Source organism: Pseudomonas sp. GW821-FHT05H12 (assembly GCF_059419385.1).
Map to the genome: position 1 here is coordinate 247,874 of NZ_JBWKRS010000004.1, position 15,932 is coordinate 263,805.

Genomic DNA, 15,932 nt, shown 5'->3' on the forward strand with positions numbered 1-15,932 from the left:
TAACTTCAAGCCAGGACCCTGTAGGAGCCGGCTTGCCGGCGATGGCGATCTTGCGGGCGCCATCGCCGGTAAGCCGGCTCCTACAGGGGGAGTGTCAGAAAATGTAGTCGGTAGTCAGGAAGCTCGAATCGCGGTTGCGCAGGATGTCGCTGACCAGCGCCTTGTTGCTCTCCTGGAACTTGGTCGCCACCAGTGTGCGGATCGAGAACACCCGCAACGCGTCATGCACCGACAACGTCCCCTCGGCCGAATTCTTGCGCCCGTTGAACGGGAAGGTGTCCGGCCCGCGCTGGCACTGGGCGTTGATGTTGATGCGGCCGACCTGGTTGGCGAAGGTATCGACCAGGCGCCCGACTTCCACGGCGTTGGTGCCGAAGAGACTCAGCTGTTGACCGAAGTCCGAGTCCAGCACGTACTCGATCACGGTTTCCAGGTCGCGGTACGGCACGATCGGCACCACCGGGCCGAACTGTTCTTCGTGGTACACGCGCATCTGCGGGTTCACCGGGTACAGCACCGCCGGGTAGAAGAACGACCCACGGCTCTCGGCGCCGTGCTCATTCACCACCTTGGCGCCGTGCTGCGCGGCATCCGCCACCAGCCCGTTGAGGTAATCCACCTTGCCCACTTCGGGCAAGGGCGTCAGCGCCACGCCGTCTTCCCACGGCATTCCGGGCTTAAGCGTGGCCACCTTCTTATTGAATTTTTCGATAAAACTGTCGACCACGGCTTCATGCACAAACAGGATTTTCAACGCCGTGCAACGCTGGCCGTTGAACGACAGCGAACCGGTGACGGCTTCGCTCACCGCGTTGTCCAGGTCCACGTCGGGCAGCACGATGCCGGGGTTTTTCGCGTCCAGGCCCAGGGCAGCACGCAAACGGTGTGGCTTGGGGTGCAGCTTTTTCAGGTCGCTGGCGGCCTTGTTGGTGCCGATGAACGCAAAGATATCGATCTTGCCGCTGGCCATCAGCGCGCTGACGGTTTCGCGGCCGCTGCCGTAGATCACGTTGATCACCCCGGCCGGGAAGCTGTCGCGGAACGCCTCCAGCAACGGGCGGATGAGCAACACGCCAAGCTTGGCCGGCTTGAACACCACGGTGTTGCCCATGATCAGCGCCGGGATCAGCGTGGTGAAGGTTTCGTTGAGCGGGTAGTTGTAGGGGCCCATGCACAACGCCACGCCCAGGGGCACGCGGCGGATCTGGCCGAGGGTGTCCTGTTCCAGCTCGAAACGGCTGCTGCGGCGGTCGAGTTCCTTGAGGGCGTTGATGGTGTCGGTGATGTAGTCGCAGGTGCGGTCGAATTCTTTTTGCGAGTCCTTGAGGTTCTTGCCGATCTCCCACATCAGCAGCTTGACCACCGCTTCGCGCTGCTCGCGCATGCGCCGCAAAAACGCTTCTACGTGCTGGATCCGATCGGCCACGCGCATCGTCGGCCATTCACCCTGGCCCCGGTCGTAAGCGCGCACGGCGGCGTCCAGGGCGGTGAGGGCGGTTTCGGCGTCCAGCAGCGGCGTGCTGCCAATGTGCACGCGTTCTTCACCGAACTGCACCGGGCTTTGTACCCGGGCCAAGGGACCGTTCCACACGTGCAACTGGCCATCGACCAGGTAATCCCGTTGTTCAATGGGCGCCCCAAGCTGGAATTGCGCGGGAATCTCGGCGGCGGTGGCGGGAAACAGCTGGGCGAGCAGGTTGCTGGTGGTCATGTCGCTACCCCTGGAATAGTTGCAAAACATGACTAGAGAGTCACCCAACAACAGGCTCTATGGCAAGGCTTGCGCGCTTTCTTCTACGCCTGCGGGTAAACTGCGCGGCTTTTCAGAAGGAGTTCACATGAGTCAGTACCAGCCGGGCATTCTTGCCGCACCGGTGCCGTTGCAGGCACGCCATCTGTTTTTTGCCGTGGAAAGCCTGGCCGCCGTGCCCGCAGCGCTGGACGCACTGGTGCAGTTGACCGATTCGGCGGCGGTGGTCGGTTTCGGTGAGCCGCTGGTAAACGCTTTGGGTGTTCACATTGATGGCCTGCGCCCATTCCCGGCCGTCAGCGGCCCGGGCGCGCACAACCCGTCGACGCAGCAGGCGTTGTGGGTGTGGTTGCACGGGGTGGATCGCGGTGAACTGCTGCTGCGCAGCCGCGCGTTTGAAAAAGCCCTGGCCCCGGCGTTTCGCCTGGTGCAGATGACCGAAGGCTTCCGCTACAAGACCGGCTTTGACCTGACCGATTACGAAGACGGCACCGAAAACCCCCACGACGACGCCGCCGTCGAAGCCGCCCTGACCGACAGCGGCGCCAGCTTCGCCGCGATCCAGCAGTGGCAGCACGATCTTGACGGTTTTGCCGCGCTGCCAGCCCAGGAGCGCGACCACATCATCGGCCGTCGCCATGGCGACAACGAAGAACTGGACGACGCCCCGGCGTCCGCCCACACCAAGCGCACGGCCCAGGAAAGCTTCACCCCGGAAGCCTTCGTGGTGCGCCGTTCGATGCCATGGGCCGAGAACGGCCAGGCGGGGTTGATGTTCCTCGCGTTTGGCCATTCCTTCGACGCGTTCGAAGCACAACTGCGCCGCATGAGCGGGCTGGAAGACGGGATTGTCGATGGCCTGTACCGCATCAGCACACCGCTGACCGGTGGCTACTACTGGTGCCCGCCGATCAAGGACGGGCACCTGGACCTGAGCGCACTCGCGTAGCTCCATCTACCTGACATACCGAGCCGCCTGCATCGCCGGCAAGCCAGCTCCTACCTTGGATATGCGCCACAGCGCCAAACCTGTAGGAGCTGGCTTGCCAGCGATGGCGGTGCGTCAGCTTGCATCGCTGCAACGGATAGACCGCGATCGCCGGCAAGCCGGCTCCTACCTTGGATATGCGCCACAGCGCCAAACCTGTAGGCGCTGGCTTGCCAGCGATGGCGATGCGTCAGCTTGCATCGCTGCAACGGATAGACCGCGATCGCCGGCAAGCCGGCTCCTACAGTGGGTGCGTCGTGCCCCCCATCCTCTCGATCAGTTGTTCTGCATATCCCTGTGCGCCGCCTGGCGCTGCGCAAACAGCGGCATCATCCCGGCGCCCCGGCAGTGGCGGCAGCCATACACCCCCAGCACCACCGGCTCCTTGACCACGGGCTTGGGCGTAGGCGCCTGCTCGAACCACGTCGGCGCCACAAAACGGTAGCCCTGGCCCGGCGCCGTGGCGATGTAGAACGAATCATCGTCGTCGAGGGCACGCCGCAGTGTCTTGATCTGCGTGCGCAGGTTGCATTCTTCCACCACCAGTTTTGGCCAGGCGATGTCGAGCAGTTCGGTTTTCTCCAGCAGTTTGCCGGGCCGTGAGGCGAGGGCGATAAGCAAGGTCAGGGCACGGCTGCCCAACGCCACGGGTTGCCCGTGCTTGAGCAGCAGATGACGTTGGGGCAGCAGGCGAAACGGGCCGAAGTGGATCTCGAAGGAAGCGTCATCGGTGAGGTAGCTGCGGGTCGGGTACGTCATGTCATTTAACCTTTATGCGTTGGAATCACAGCCCGGTGCGGCTCCCTTTTGCGCCGGGTTGCAGGGGAGGGTCAGGTAGTGATTGCAGGGATCGAATGTGCAGTCATGGAGCACCTGGAAGTTCTTTCATATAGCGGCGCCTGCGAACTAAGGGTTTTGGCTATTAGTGCAACTGTACTAATTTTCTTGGAAAAATTAGTTGCCCACGAGGTTTAAGGTCACTCGCGCCGAGCTATCAAACGCGATCATTAAGTCGCTTTTGTTACAAATGGAAATATCTGGGAAGTTGGGCAAAAGGCTATTAGCGAAAAATGTGAAGTTGTCCCGAAAAAAGTTGTGAAGGTGTGACCTATCAGTCACTTCGGTGCAGGTTTGCTGGGCAGCAAGGCTCGATGAGTCAGAGTGAGAGCCCCGTAAACAGGGGGTTCTGGCGTGTCTTGAATTTTTTATAAAAGTTCCATGACCCTGGTCTGGTGAGTTTTTCTCAACGCAACGTTGAGCCAAACCTTTCACACGCTGTATCTGAAACGTTTCACAAGCTTTCACAGCGAAGGCGTTTTGATCCTGAGTAGTATGGATCCCATGCAAACCAACGGCGGTTCGAAAGCTCACTGTCTGACGTTTTGGGCATTCACCGGTTTGCATACTTTCAGTTTGCTGTTGCGCAACTGAATAACTTCCCTATCGATGCAAGGAGATGAACATGGCTGATGTCCCACCAGTAAAAGCAGGCGGCGCCGACGACGCTATCGCGAAGATGGAAGCGACCTTCAACATGGCTATCGAGAAGTCGGCCAAGATCACCGAAATCAGCACCGCGAAAAAAGCGGAGCTCGACGCCACCAAACAGCGTCCGCAGAACTGATTCGCCAAAACGGGCGGCGCCGGCGCTGCCCGTTTACCTCCTGATTGTTGACCCCGTTGCACCGTTGTTGATCGGCACAGGCGTGCCTGCGGCCTGTGATTCTCAAGGGGGCAAACCCGAACATGACAGCCTTGATTTCTTTGGGTCCGGTCGCCGGTATTGGCGCACCGACCCTGACAGTGACCGGTGGTTTGCACCAGGGCAGTTCCCTGGTGCTCGACCAGCCGGTCTATACCATCGGCGCCGACCTGGCGGCCGATCTTGTACTCAGCGATCCCGGCATTGCCGGCCTGCACCTGCGCCTGCGTTTTGAAGGCGGGCACGTGGCGGTCGAGGCCCTGGGTGGTGAGGTGCTGATCGCCGGTCTGGTGCGTATTCCCCAAGGCAGCGGCCATCGCGCGCGGCTGCCCTTGCAACTGCGTATTGGCGCGGCAGGCGTGAGCCTGGCACTGCCGGCGGGCGCAGAACAGCCTGTGGCCGCACCGCGCAAGTGGACGCCGTGGATCGTCGCCACGGCGTTGCTGTTCATCTGTGCGGGCGCGTTGGCGTTTCGCAGCGAAGCACCGCTGATTCCCGCAGCCGCCGTGGCCGAGACGCCGGCCGTGAAAAAACCTTCCCGCGAGCAGGCCAAAACCTGGCTTGAACAGCAATTGCTGGCAGCCCGTCTGGACGGCATCAAGGTCAGCAACGGCAACGGTCAGCTCAGCGCCGTGGGCACCTTCGAGCAGTCCCAGAAACCGCAGTGGCTGGCCTTGCAACAAGCCTTTGACCAGCGTTACGGCCAGCAAGTGGTACTCAACCCCCGGGTCACCGCGCGCGCGGATGCTGCGCGGCCGCGTGTGCGGTTCCAGGCCGTGTGGTTCGGCACCAACCCTTATGTGATCAACGACAGCGGCAAGCGCCTGTACCCCGGCGCGGCACTGGCGGACAACTGGGTGCTGGAGCGCATCGAGAACAACCAAGTGATTCTCGCCCGAGGCGAGGAGCGCTTTACCTTCACGTTATGAGCACGTCCATGGAATGCACACGATCCAACCGTAGGAGCGCCCTACGCCCAATACGAGCCCATGCATGAAAGTCGAACCCCGCCCGCTCATCCAAAGTGACGTACGCAGCGCGCCGGTCGAAGCCATTCGTCCGGTCAGTTCGCGCCAGGCGACCGCATTCGAAGCGGTCCTCAAGACCCGCAAGACCCAGACACGCCGCTCCCTGCGCAGTGACCTTGAAGAACTCACCAGCGCCGCCGGCGTCGACTCGCTGCTGTTTGGCAGCGCACGTTCCCTGGAGCTGCTGGAGCACGTGATGGAACACATCCTGCCGACCCTGGACGCCGAGCCGCACATTAAGGAACTGGCCACCGAGTTGATCGGCGAAGAGATCGAGATGCGCCGCAACCTCGAACAGCAACGCTCGGAGGTACATGCCTGATGGCCCGCGATAACGACGACGCCGTGCAACTGCTCAAGGGCATTGGCGAGCTGTACCGGCGCAATGGCCAGTCCCAGCGCGCCCTGGTGATGTTGCTGATCGCCGTCAGTGTCGCGCCCCAGGACGGCGTGCTGCTGCGTTCGCTGGTGCTGGCCTTCACCGACAGCGGCGATGCCACCCGTGCGTTGGGTGCCCTGGACCGTCTGGTCGCCCTGGAAGGCGAGTCCGCCAGCCTGTTGCTGCTGCGCGCCCGTGCGCTGTGGTACGGCGAGCGCAAGGACGAGGCGCGCCAATGCTTCAAACGCTACCTGGCCGCACGCAGGGCCGGAGCATGAGTGCACTCAACCGCCTGAACAACCTGGCGCGCCTCGCTGCGCAGCGCACCGACGTGATCATTGTCGCCTTTATGCTGATGGCGATTGTGATGATGATCATCCCGCTGCCCACCTACCTGGTGGATGCGCTGATTGGTCTCAACATTGCCCTGAGCATCCTGATCCTGATCGTCGCGTTCTACATCGGCCATTCCGTGGAGTTCTCCGCGCTGCCGCCGCTGATCCTGCTCAGCACGCTGTTCCGCTTGTCGCTGTCGATCACCACCACACGCTTGATCCTGCTGCACGGCGACGCCGGCCACATCGTCAAGGCCTTCGGCGACTTCGTGATCGCAGGCCAAGTGGTGGTGGGCATGGTGGTGTTCCTGATCATCACCGTGGCGCAGTTCGTGGTGATCACCAAGGGCGCCGAGCGCGTGGCGGAAGTGGCCGCGCGCTTCACCCTGGACGCGATGCCCGGCAAACAGATGAGCATCGACAACGACCTGCGCAACGGCGATATCGACCAGGCCGAAGCCCGTCGTCGTCGTTCGCGCCTGGAGCGTGAAAGCCAGATGTTCGGCGCGATGGACGGCGCCATGAAATTCGTCAAAGGCGATGCCATCGCCGGCCTGGTGATCCTGGCGGTCAACCTGCTGGGCGGCATGCTGATCGGCATGATCGAGCGCGACATGCCCTTTGGCGTCGCGGTGCACACCTACTCGCTGTTGACCGTGGGTGACGGCCTGATCGCACAGATCCCGGCGCTGCTGATTTCGGTGGCGGCGGGCACGGTGGTGACCCGTGTGAACAGCGACGGCGAAGCCGGCGACCTGGGCAGCGAGATCATCAAGCAACTCGGCGCCAGCTACCGTGCGCTGGGGTTGACCGCGCTGATCATGATCGGCGTGAGCCTGTTGCCGGGCTTCCCGACGTGGGTGTTTATCGGCTTGTCGGCGGTGTTTGGTGGCGCAGCGTTCATGATGTATCGCCGCCATAACCGCCAGCCCGAGGACGAGGTTCAGGTGCTGGCCGAGCTGCCGGAGCCGGTGGTTGACGTGCAAGCCGAACTGGATGACAACCTGCTGCCCGACACCCGCGTGCTGCTGACCCTTGGCAGCGGCTTGTCCCAGAGCGCGCCACGCCAGTTGCTGCGCCAGCGGGTCGAGGCGTTGTGTCACGACATTCGCACCGACCTGGGCGTGGATGTGCCGGTGCCAGGCATCTACATGGAAGCCAAGGCCACGCCCGGCAGCTTCCGCGTGTCCCTGGAAGGCGTGCCGGTGAGCGAAGGCGAGTTGCCGATCAACTGCCTGTTGCTGCAGGACGACCCGGTGCATGTGCAGTTGCTGGACATCGCCACCGAGCAGGCCGATTCACCGCTCAACGGCCGGAGCGCGCACTGGATCGAGCGCCAGCACGAAGACACCTTGCGCAACGCCGGCATCGGTTTCCTGCTACCTGATGAAGTGCTGCGCGGTGTGCTCGAACGCAGCCTGCGCCGCTATGCCGCTGACTTCCTCGGTATCCAGGAAACCCGCTTGCTGCTGGAACGCACCGAAGCCACCTACGGCGAACTGGTCAAGGAAGCCTTGCGCCTGGTGCCCCTGCAACGGGTGGCCGAAACCCTGCGCTTGCTGGTGGGTGAAGGCGTGTCGATCCGCAACCAGCGTGCGTTGCTCGAAGCCATGGTGGAGTGGGGCGCTCGCGAAACCGACGCCGGGCGCCTGACCGAACACCTGCGTGCCGCACTGGCGCGCCAGATCAGCCATCAGTACGCCGACCGCAACCGCGTCATCGGTGCGTTGGTCTTGGCGCCGGGCCTGGAAGACCAGTTGCGCGCATCCCTGCGCCGCCAGGAGCCTCAGCGTGAATTGATCCCCGAAGACATCAGCCGCGCCTTGCTCGCCCAGTTGCGCCAGGCCTGTGAGAACACCCGCGAGGTCAACAGCGCGGTATTGCTGGTGCACCCGGAACTGCGCCGCAGCCTGCGTCGCCTGGTGCTGCGCGGCGAATTGGACCTGGCGGTGTTGTCGTTCCGCGAGCTGGCCACCGAGTACAACCTGCAAGCGCTGGTGACCATCAGCCTCACCGATATCTCCAACCGTCGCGCGCCTGCCGCGGCTTCCGTCACTTCCCTGGCGTCTGCCTCATGATGCGTTTTTGTGTGCTGTTGTTCGCGTTGATTTGCACTGCCAGTCAGGCCCAGGAAATTGCCGCCGGCGCCGGAGGCACCCTTAACCTGGCGTCCGGTGAAGGGCGCATCCTGCACTTTGTGGCACCGGTTGATTCGGTGCTGGTGGCCGAGCCGAACGTGGCCGACCTGCAAGTGGTGTCACCCGGCACGCTCTACATCTTCGGCAAGGCACCGGGCAATACCAGCCTGATTGCCTTGGGCAACGACGGTAAACAGGTTGCCAGCCTGACCTTGTCGGTCAGCAGTGGCACCCAGGCGGTGACGGCACCGATGCAGGAACTGCACCCCGGCAATGGCGCGCAGATCACGGGTGCCGGTAACCGCCTGATCGCCAAGGGCACCGTTGGCTCTGTCGCTGAAGCCACCGACCTTAATGCGCTGCTCAACCCCCAGGGCCAGGGCTTTCAAAGTGCGATCAACACCACCGAATACACCGGCGCCGCCCAGGTGAACCTGCGCGTACGGTTTGCCGAAGTGTCGCGCTCGGAACTGCTGCATTACGGCGTGAACTGGAACGCGATGTTCAACAACGGCACGTTCTCGTTCGGCCTGATCACCGGTGGCCCGTTGGCGGCCGCGACGGCCGGTGGCCTGGCGACGGCGGGCACCGGCTCCGGCAATGTGAACATCGACGGCATGCTCGACGCGCTGCAGGCCAACGGCATTCTGCAGATCCTCGCCGAGCCGAACATCACCGCCATGACCGGCCAGACCGCCAGCTTCCTCGCCGGTGGCGAGGTGGCGATCCCGGTGCCGGTCAACCGTGACCTGGTGGGCATCGAATACAAGTCGTTCGGGGTGTCGCTGCTGTTCAACCCGACCTTGCTGCCCAACGGCCGCATCGCCCTGCAAGTACGCCCCGAAGTCAGCAGCGTGGTCAGCGGCGGCACCGTGGATTTCGGCAACTTCCACGTGCCGTCCTTCAGCGTGCGCCGTGCCGATACGCGGGTAGAAGTCGGCAGCGGGCAGACCTTTGCCATCGCCGGTCTGTTCCAGCGTGAAAGCAGCCAGGACATCGAGAAACTGCCGTTGCTGGGCGACCTGCCGATCCTGGGCAACCTGTTCCGCTCCAAGCGCTTCCAGCGCAATGAAACCGAACTGGTGATTTTGATCACGCCTTACCTCGTGGAGCCGGTGCGCGGTCGCACCCTCGCCACGCCCCTGGACGCACAACCGGCTACCGCAGCGGCCACCGGACCGCGCAGCGGCGGGGCGTTCGGTTTCTACATGAATTGATGAGGGGGCCTGCGATGACTGCTTTGCGTGTGTTGATGCTGTTGCCCCTGGCGATGATGGGCTGCCAGACCCACTTGGCACCGGCGTATTACTCCTCTGAATACCGGGCGGATGGTTTGCCGACGCAATGTCAGCAGCCGCCGGCGACGGACACCGTTGGCCTGGGCGAGGATTTCAAGCCGACCCTGGCGTTGGGGTGTGCGAATAATTTGAATTTGATGCAGATGGTCGAGCGCAAGCAGGACCTGACCCAGGGCCGTGCGACGGGCCCGGCCATGGCGGCGCCGGTTGGGCGGGCGGCGCAGGTGTATATCGAGGGGTTTGATCGTGAGCAGTTGCAGCGGCGCAAGGATCAGCAAGAGGCCAAGGCTGGTGCAGCGGGGGGCCAACAATGACCTCCTTCACTGGCACCCGGTATCTCTCTGATTCTCCACATCCCAACTGTAGGAGCTGGCTTGCCAGCGATGGCGCCCACCCAGCCACCCCAACCCTACCTGACACCCCACATTCCAACTGTGGGAGCTGGCTTGCCTGCGATGACGCCCATCCAGCCACCCCAACACTACCTGACACCCCACATTCCAACTGTAGGAGCTGGCTTGCCAGCGATAGCGGTATGTCTGTGTGCATATCCGTTGCTGCGGTAACGGCGGCTTATGGTTCCGCTCTTACAGCGGGTCACTTTTGGAAAGGCCCAAAAGTAACCAAAAGGCCTTCGCCCCACCACTCGGCACCTCGCCTAGGCTCGGTGTGCCCGAACGCAGGCTTGAATCCGTGGGCCGCCGTCATGGGCCATCCCTGGCCCAGGACGGCTAACCCGGCGTCCTGCCGGGTTACCCACGGATTCAAGCCTGCGTTCGGCCAGCGTGGTTTTATGGGGCGACTGAGATCAAAAGCAGATCAAAAGCAGGGCGGTGTTGTGTCAGTTGGAGGCTACCAACCCCAGTTCTTTCGCCTGCGCCACCGGGTCGCTGATGGCTTTGATGCGTTTCGCTTCCGTCACCAATCGCTCACGCTCGGCAGCGGGAATATCATCCAGCGGCAGTGTGGCAACGCGCTGTTCGTACCCGGCCAACACCATCACCAACAGCACATTGCGCTGATGCCGGGGCAGGGCGCGGGGGGATTGGGTGACGGGGGCGATGGCGTCCAGCGCTTGTTGCGATTGCCCACCGAGGGCGTAGGCCAGGGCCAGGTTGCAGCGGTTGTCGAGGTCGTCGGGCTTGAGGCTCAGGCTCTTGGCGAAGGCGGTTTGCGCCGCGGCGGCCTGGCCATTGAGGACTTGCGCGACACCCAGGCGGGTGTAGGCCACCGGCAAGCCGCCGAGGTCTGCGGCTTGGCTCAGGGCCGTGACGGCGCGCTGGGTCTTGCCCAATTGCAATTGCGCGGTACCCAGGCCAAGCAGGGCGTCGGCGTTGCGGGCGTCCAAACCCAGGGCTTGCTGGAAGGCGCGTTCGGCGCCGAGCGCGTCCTTGGCGTCGAGTTTGGCCTGGCCGAGCTTGAGCCACAGGTCGATGCCGGCTCCCGGTTGCGCAGTGGCACGTTCGTACAGCGCCGCCGCGCTGGCGTAGTCGCCGCGTTTGCTCAGGTCATTGGCCAGTTGCAGCGACTTGTCGGAATCGGTCGCAGGTTTGCTGGAGCAGGCAGCCAAAAGCAGGGTACTGGCGAGCAGGAAATTCTTGGACATCGTCACGACTCGTTGGGCGAAGGCGGACGCCATGTAAGCATATTTTTGATGGCCGTCCTATGCCTGTTCGGCAGCAGTTTCGCCCGCGCTGCCGAAGAGCCGGCGTGGTTCTCCCAGCCGTACGCCTACGTGCTGGTTGACCAGGATGTGCGCAGCGCCCTGGAAGAATTCGGCCACAACCTCGACGTGCCGCTGGTGCTCTCCGACAAGGTGCGCGGCAAGGCCCGCAGCACGATTCGCGCGGCCACCGCCGGTGAGTTCCTGCAGACCCTGTGCAGCACCAACGGCCTGACCTGGTACTTCGACGGCAACCTGCTGTACCTCAACACCAGCGACGAGATCACCACCAAGCTGTTCAAGGCCAGTGCCCTGAACCTGGACCAGTTGCAGGCCTACCTCAACAGCCTGGACGTGTTCGGCCAGCAGCTGTCGATGCGCAATGGCCCCGAGGGCGATGAAGTGTTCGTGTCCGGCCCACCGCCTTACCTGGCGCTGGTGCAGCAGCATGTGGATCACCTGCAACCCAAGGTCGTGGCCGCCCCGGTGGCGCGCGAGCGCGGTGTGCGGGTGTTCCGTGGCGCGCAAGTCAGTACCGAAACCCCAACCCAGTAAAGGAGCAGCACCATGTCCGTTACCCCGATCGACAGTACGCCCGGCACCGGTGGCCCAAGCCCCGAAGCCAAGTTCAATGCCGCGGTGAACAACGCCAAGGCTGCCGATAAACCGGCCGACACCTCCGACACCAGCGATGCCGAGTTCAACGATGCGCTGATCACCCAGGCGGTCACCATCGGCGGTCAGTTCATCATCATGCCGAAGATGCAGGAACTGCTGAACGACGCCATGTCCGATGACGACGACGAGTAGGTAACCCTTATGACTATCAGTCTCGCCGCTGGCGCTTCGGCCTTGCCGCCGTCTGCTGGCGCGGGGCCCGCAGGGGCCTCGCAGAATCTGTTCGAGCACATGGCCAATACCGCCAAGGGCATGCCCGAAGGCGCGAGCCCGCACCAGATCGGCTCGGGCCTGATGGAGCGCATGAACAGTTTTATCGACCGCACGCGGGCGTTTTCCGAGCGTGCCGACGTACTCACCAATAACCCGTCGGCGCCGCCTCCGGCCTCGGCGGAAATTCGTACGGCCAGTGCTTCGCCCCAGGGCGAGCCGGGCAAGAAAGTCGGCGAGCAACAGGTCGACCAGATCGTCCACTCCCTGGGCAAGATGTTCGACTACTCCATCGAAACCCAGATGGTGGTGCGCGGTGCGACGCAGATTTCCGGTTCCGCCAACACGCTGCTCAAGGGTCAATAACGCCATGCCAAGCCCAAACCGCGCCCTGCGCCTGTTGCTGATCGGCCTGCTGGCCAGCCTGTTGCAGGCGTGCAACACCGACCTCTATACCAACCTCAGCGAGCGCGACGCCAACGCCATGGTCGCGGTGCTGCTGCGCGGTGGCATCCCGGCGGAACGCAAGACCCAGGACAACGGCCAACTCAAGGTGGTGGTCGACGAAGAACGCTTCGCCGAAGCCATGACCCTGCTCGACAACGCCGGCCTGCCGCAGCAGAGCTTTTCCAATATGGGCGAGGTGTTCAAGGGCAACGGCCTGGTGTCGTCGCCGGTGCAGGAACGGGCGCAGATGATCTATGCGCTGAGTGAAGAACTGTCGCACTCGGTGTCGCAGATCGACGGCATCGTGGCGGCGCGGGTGCACGTGGTGCTGCCGGACAACGACTTGCTCAAGCGCGTGATTTCGCCGTCGTCGGCCTCGGTGCTGGTGCGCTATGACCCGGGCACCGATATCAACACCCTGATCCCGCAGATCAAGACCCTGGTGGCCAACGGCATCTCCGGCCTGAGCTACGACGGCGTGTCGGTCACGGCGATAAAAGCGGCCGTCGCCATCAGCCAGAACCCCGCGCAGCCACGGTTGGCGCGTTTCATGGGGCTGTGGCTGCTGGAAGACAACCTGCCCCAGGCGCGCCTGATGTTCGGCGGCCTGTTGCTGATCGCCCTTGGCGCCCTCGGTGTGTTGGCTCGCCAGCAATGGGCAAGGCGCCAGGCCCAGGCGTTGTATGTACTCAAGGAGGGTGAATGAGCGTGTTTGAACGTTGGCAAGGACTGATCGCCGAGCCGTTGCAGTTTGTGCGCGGGCCCAGCCTGGGCGCGTGTTTTGCCGCTGAGCTGCCGGACGAGGTGCTGCACGCCATGCACCGCCAGCCGCGGTTTCGCCAGCGCCTGGAACAGTTGCTGGTGAGCCATTATCAATTGGCCCCGCTGGACCAGCTGGTGACGCCCCTGGCTGCTGATTTGCCGGTGCTGCTGTTGTCGCCGGCGCAGTTCGCCCGCTTGCCGAGGTTGTGCGGCGCCATCTGGCACGCCTCGACCTTGAGCCGCGAGATTCGCCGCGACGTGGTCAACGAACTGCGCGAAGGCCTTGGCGCCGATGTGTTCAGCCAGGCCTTGGCAATGCGCCAACTGGGCGGTGCGGCGGATTTGCTGCGCGACCCCGGCGAGCTGATCGATGCCATCGATCGCGACGGCCAGGGCTGCGTAGCCGCCTGGTTGCACGCCCAGCAGGCAGACCTGCAAGGCTGGCTGCGTTTGCGCTTTGTCTTCCCCCAGGGTCAGAGCGCCCGGTTGCCCCGCGACCTGGAAATCGTGCAGGCCGCCGCTGCGTGCCTGGCTGCCGAGGACACCACCCCATGAGTGAATTACCGAGCCGGCCCACGGCGCGCATCCTGCGGGCCGAAGAAGCGGCGTTGTGGACTGAAGGCTTTGCGTTTCTGCAAGCGGCCAAGGAGCAAGCGCAACAGGTCAAGGCCGACAGCGACCAATGGCTGCAAGCCGCCCGTGCCGAAGGCTTTGAAAGCGCACGCCTGGAGGGTGCCGAGCAAGTGGCGCAACTGCTGGTAGACACTCAATCCCAGGTGCAGCACTACTTGAGCGGCCTGGAGGCGTCGCTGGCCGACCTGGCCTTGGGCATCGTGCGCGAAGTGCTGGGTGAGCTGGACAACGCCGAGCGTATCGCGCGCTGCACCCGCCAAGCACTGAGCGCGTTCCGCCAGGACCAGGCGCTGACCCTGTGGGTGCCGCCCGCCGATGTCGATAGCCTGCGTCAACGTCTCAAGTCCGAAGGCCTGGCGATTGCCGTGGACGCCGATGAGCAACTGGGCGCCGGCCAGGCCCGTCTCAACAGCCCGGCAGGCTCCGTCGAGCTGGGCCTGGAAGCGCAGTTGCAGAACCTGCGCCGCAGCCTGCTGCCGTTTGCCGAAGAAGGTGTGGCATGAACCTGCAGCACCTGTTGCCACGCCTGCATGAGCGCTTGGCCCAGGCCCGCCTGCGGCCGATGCACGGCACCGTGTTGAGCATCCGGGGTGTGCTGTTGCGCGCCAGTGTGGCCGGGGCGAGCATCGGTGAGCTGTGCCAGCTGCGTGACCCGGGCAGCGGCCGCAGCTTGAGTGCCGAGGTGATCGGCTTTGATGGCGACGAGGCGATCCTGTCGCCCATCGGCTCCATGGAAGGCCTGTCGACCCGCACGCAAATCACCGCCACCGGCGAAACCCTGGGCGTCGCCGTGGGCGATGCACAGCTGGGTCGAGTGATCAGCCCCATGGGTGATTTTCTCGACGGTGACGGGCTGGCGCCAACCCTGGCCCTGCAGCATTACCCGTTGCACGCCGAACCCCCTGCGCCGTTTTCCCGGCAACTGATCGTGCGTTCGATGGCGCTGGGGATCCGTTCCATTGACGGCTTGCTGACCCTGGCCCAGGGCCAACGCATGGGCATCTTTGGCGAGCCGGGCGTGGGCAAGTCGTCGTTGTTGGCCAGCATTATTCGCAACAGTGAGGCCGATGTGATTGTGATCGGCCTGATCGGCGAGCGGGGCAGGGAAGTGCGTGAACTGCTCGACGTGCAACTGGATGCCAAGGCGCGGGCGCGCACGGTGGCGGTGGTCGCGACGTCGGATCGCCCGGCCGCCGAGCGTGTGCGGGCAGCATTTGTCGCCACCACCCTGGCCGAATATCACCGCGATCAGGGCCGCAACGTGCTGTTGCTGATGGACAGCCTGACCCGCTTCGCCCGCGCCCAGCGCGAAATCGGCCTGGCAGTGGGTGAACCGCCGACCCGTCGCGGTTACCCGCCGTCCTTCTTCTCGGCCTTACCGCGCCTGCTGGAGCGCGCCGGCCCCGGGCCGACTGGCAGCATCACCGCGTTGTACACCGTGCTCACCGAAGGCGATGCCGCCAGCGACCCGGTGGCCGAAGAGGCACGTTCGATTCTCGACGGGCACATCGCCCTCAGCGCCGAACTGGCCCAGCGCAACTACTTCCCGGCGGTGGACGTGCTGCGCAGCCGCAGCCGATTGATGGAACAGGTCGCCGGTGCCGAGCACAAGCGCCTGGCCATGCGCATCCGCGAGCTGATGGCGCGTTATGGCGAGATCGAAATGCTGATCCGCGTGGGTGAGTACTCCGCCGGCAGCGACCCTCTGGCTGACGAAGCCATCAACCGCCACGCCGCGATTGAAGCCTTCCTGCGCCAGAACGCGGATGAGCCGAGTAACCTGGAACAGACCCTGACCCGTATGCGCCAGGTGTTGGCATGAGAACCCAAGGACATACACCGACCCTTTGTAGGAGCCGGGGGGGGGGGGGGGGGGGGGGGGGGGGGGGGGGGGGGGGGGGGGGGGGGGGGGGGGGGGGGG

At 63.9% G+C, this 15,932-nt stretch carries 18 protein-coding genes; 15 read left to right on the plus strand and 3 right to left on the minus strand.

All coding sequences use genetic code 11. From position 1 onward, the window contains the following. Nucleotides 1-94 precede the first annotated feature (94 nt). On the minus strand, nucleotides 95-1,711 hold the full coding sequence (locus tag AC07SU_RS05615) for an NADP-dependent glyceraldehyde-3-phosphate dehydrogenase (RefSeq protein ID WP_494996465.1): 1,617 nt from the start codon (nucleotides 1,709-1,711) through the stop codon (nucleotides 95-97). A gap of 127 nt (nucleotides 1,712-1,838) precedes the next feature. Between AC07SU_RS05615 and AC07SU_RS05620 the strand changes: the two genes are divergently transcribed. Beyond that, nucleotides 1,839-2,699 (plus strand): Dyp-type peroxidase, encoded by an 861-nt coding sequence (locus AC07SU_RS05620; protein WP_494996466.1) that lies wholly within the window; start codon nucleotides 1,839-1,841, stop codon nucleotides 2,697-2,699. Between the two features lie 315 nt (nucleotides 2,700-3,014). Here AC07SU_RS05620 and AC07SU_RS05625 read toward each other — a convergent pair whose 3' ends face one another. Then, entirely contained in the window at nucleotides 3,015-3,497 is a 483-nt protein-coding gene (locus tag AC07SU_RS05625; RefSeq protein ID WP_494996467.1) for a winged helix-turn-helix domain-containing protein, read from the minus strand. A 703-nt stretch (nucleotides 3,498-4,200) separates the two neighbouring features. Here AC07SU_RS05625 and AC07SU_RS05630 point away from each other — a divergent pair. The 7 genes from AC07SU_RS05630 (at nucleotide 4,201) to AC07SU_RS05660 (ending at nucleotide 9,932) form a co-directional block, all read left to right on the plus strand. Further along, on the plus strand, nucleotides 4,201-4,362 hold the full coding sequence (locus AC07SU_RS05630) for a hypothetical protein (RefSeq protein ID WP_016969018.1): 162 nt from the start codon (nucleotides 4,201-4,203) through the stop codon (nucleotides 4,360-4,362). A gap of 122 nt (nucleotides 4,363-4,484) precedes the next feature. Further along, nucleotides 4,485-5,369, plus strand: coding sequence for a SctD/MshK family protein (locus tag AC07SU_RS05635; protein WP_494996468.1), 885 nt, complete (start codon nucleotides 4,485-4,487; stop codon nucleotides 5,367-5,369). A gap of 64 nt (nucleotides 5,370-5,433) precedes the next feature. Next, nucleotides 5,434-5,790, plus strand: coding sequence for a hypothetical protein (locus AC07SU_RS05640; protein ID WP_176998811.1), 357 nt, complete (start codon nucleotides 5,434-5,436; stop codon nucleotides 5,788-5,790). Continuing rightward, nucleotides 5,790-6,125: a tetratricopeptide repeat protein gene (locus AC07SU_RS05645; protein ID WP_371319385.1), complete on the plus strand. Its 336-nt coding sequence runs from the start codon at nucleotides 5,790-5,792 to the stop codon at nucleotides 6,123-6,125. Before AC07SU_RS05640 ends, AC07SU_RS05645 begins: the two co-directional genes overlap by 1 nt. After that, nucleotides 6,122-8,260 (plus strand): type III secretion system export apparatus subunit SctV, encoded by a 2,139-nt coding sequence (gene sctV, locus AC07SU_RS05650; RefSeq protein WP_494996469.1) that lies wholly within the window; start codon nucleotides 6,122-6,124, stop codon nucleotides 8,258-8,260. Before AC07SU_RS05645 ends, sctV begins: the two co-directional genes overlap by 4 nt. Next, nucleotides 8,257-9,537: a type II and III secretion system protein family protein gene (locus AC07SU_RS05655; protein ID WP_494996470.1), complete on the plus strand. Its 1,281-nt coding sequence runs from the start codon at nucleotides 8,257-8,259 to the stop codon at nucleotides 9,535-9,537. Before sctV ends, AC07SU_RS05655 begins: the two co-directional genes overlap by 4 nt. Nucleotides 9,538-9,551: 14 nt before the next feature. Then, nucleotides 9,552-9,932, plus strand: a complete 381-nt coding sequence (locus AC07SU_RS05660; RefSeq protein ID WP_494996471.1) for a hypothetical protein — start codon at nucleotides 9,552-9,554, stop codon at nucleotides 9,930-9,932. Nucleotides 9,933-10,459: 527 nt separating this feature from the next. Here AC07SU_RS05660 and AC07SU_RS05665 read toward each other — a convergent pair. Beyond that, a complete protein-coding gene (locus AC07SU_RS05665; RefSeq protein WP_494996472.1) occupies nucleotides 10,460-11,224 on the minus strand; it encodes a tetratricopeptide repeat protein in 765 nt (254 codons plus the stop codon). Nucleotides 11,225-11,272: 48 nt separating this feature from the next. Between AC07SU_RS05665 and AC07SU_RS05670 the strand changes: the two genes are divergently transcribed. The 7 genes from AC07SU_RS05670 to AC07SU_RS05700 are packed head-to-tail and all read left to right on the plus strand — an operon-like array spanning nucleotide 11,273 to nucleotide 15,833. Then, the gene (locus AC07SU_RS05670; RefSeq protein ID WP_176998806.1) at nucleotides 11,273-11,836 is read left to right on the plus strand and encodes a type III secretion protein; all 564 of its coding nucleotides are present in this window, start codon (nucleotides 11,273-11,275) and stop codon (nucleotides 11,834-11,836) included. 12 nt (nucleotides 11,837-11,848) lie between these two features. Next, nucleotides 11,849-12,091 (plus strand): hypothetical protein, encoded by a 243-nt coding sequence (locus AC07SU_RS05675; RefSeq protein WP_176998805.1) that lies wholly within the window; start codon nucleotides 11,849-11,851, stop codon nucleotides 12,089-12,091. 9 nt (nucleotides 12,092-12,100) lie between these two features. Next, nucleotides 12,101-12,535, plus strand: coding sequence for a hypothetical protein (locus AC07SU_RS05680; RefSeq protein ID WP_016969163.1), 435 nt, complete (start codon nucleotides 12,101-12,103; stop codon nucleotides 12,533-12,535). A 4-nt stretch (nucleotides 12,536-12,539) separates the two neighbouring features. Next, nucleotides 12,540-13,322, plus strand: coding sequence for a type III secretion system inner membrane ring lipoprotein SctJ (gene sctJ, locus AC07SU_RS05685; RefSeq protein WP_176998803.1), 783 nt, complete (start codon nucleotides 12,540-12,542; stop codon nucleotides 13,320-13,322). Beyond that, nucleotides 13,319-13,933 (plus strand): type III secretion protein, encoded by a 615-nt coding sequence (locus AC07SU_RS05690; RefSeq protein WP_494996473.1) that lies wholly within the window; start codon nucleotides 13,319-13,321, stop codon nucleotides 13,931-13,933. Before sctJ ends, AC07SU_RS05690 begins: the two co-directional genes overlap by 4 nt. After that, the gene (locus tag AC07SU_RS05695) at nucleotides 13,930-14,514 is read left to right on the plus strand and encodes a FliH/SctL family protein (RefSeq protein WP_494996474.1); all 585 of its coding nucleotides are present in this window, start codon (nucleotides 13,930-13,932) and stop codon (nucleotides 14,512-14,514) included. Before AC07SU_RS05690 ends, AC07SU_RS05695 begins: the two co-directional genes overlap by 4 nt. Beyond that, nucleotides 14,511-15,833, plus strand: a complete 1,323-nt coding sequence (locus AC07SU_RS05700) for a FliI/YscN family ATPase (RefSeq protein WP_494996475.1) — start codon at nucleotides 14,511-14,513, stop codon at nucleotides 15,831-15,833. Before AC07SU_RS05695 ends, AC07SU_RS05700 begins: the two co-directional genes overlap by 4 nt. Nucleotides 15,834-15,932: the final 99 nt, after the last annotated feature.